The following is a 729-nucleotide window of genomic DNA, read 5'->3' as shown; positions in this document are numbered from 1 at the left end:
TCCGCGTTCGCTCGCCGCTACTGACGGAATCACTATTGTTTTCTCTTCCTCAGGGTACTTAGATGTTTCAGTTCCCCTGGTCTGCCTCTCACTCACCTATGTATTCAGTGAGTAGTGACTGTCGATGAAGACAGCCGGGTTTCCCCATTCGGACATCCCCGGATCAAAGCTTGCTTACAGCTCCCCGAGGCCTTATCGTTGTTCGCCACGTCCTTCTTCGGCTCCTGGCGCCTAGGCATCCTCCGTGTGCTCTTTGTAGCTTAACCTAGACTTTTCTTTCATAAAAAGAAAATGTCGATATCTGCTACCTTTATTTCACTTGTTTACACAAGATCAGCTTAAAGGAATATTCTAAAACGCAATTTCGTTTCGGTATCCAGTTTTCAAGGTGCAATTCACTTCATCGAAGCTTGAGAGTTTGAACTCTCAAAACTGAGCAACGAGTGAGTAAGTTCAGGATATTCATTTCATTCACACGAATGTGATGAACCGAATTGAATATCTGGTCGCAGGTATATACACCTGCTGATTTGAATGTTTCCATTGCAGGAAACGATTCTCCATAGAAAGGAGGTGATCCAGCCGCACCTTCCGATACGGCTACCTTGTTACGACTTCACCCCAATCATCTACCCCACCTTCGGCGGCTGGCCCCTTGCGGTTACCTCACCGACTTCGGGTGTTGTAAACTCTCGTGGTGTGACGGGCGGTGTGTACAAGACCCGGGAA

2 rRNA genes are annotated in these 729 nt (G+C 47.6%); both read right to left on the bottom strand.

Annotated elements, in window-relative coordinates:
• Window positions 1–266: ribosomal RNA gene (locus tag C400_RS0125945) — 23S ribosomal RNA — on the bottom strand; the annotation flags it as partial.
• Window positions 267–566: 300 nt separating this feature from the next.
• Window positions 567–729 (bottom strand): 16S ribosomal RNA (locus C400_RS0125940); the annotation flags it as partial.

Origin of the sequence: Paenibacillus sp. ICGEB2008 (genome assembly GCF_000307675.1) — a bacterium.
GTDB classification, from domain to species: Bacteria; Bacillota; Bacilli; order Paenibacillales; family Paenibacillaceae; genus Paenibacillus; species Paenibacillus polymyxa.
The sequence above is the reverse complement of the archived record's forward strand: the minus strand, read 5'-3'. Positions and strand labels throughout refer to the sequence as shown.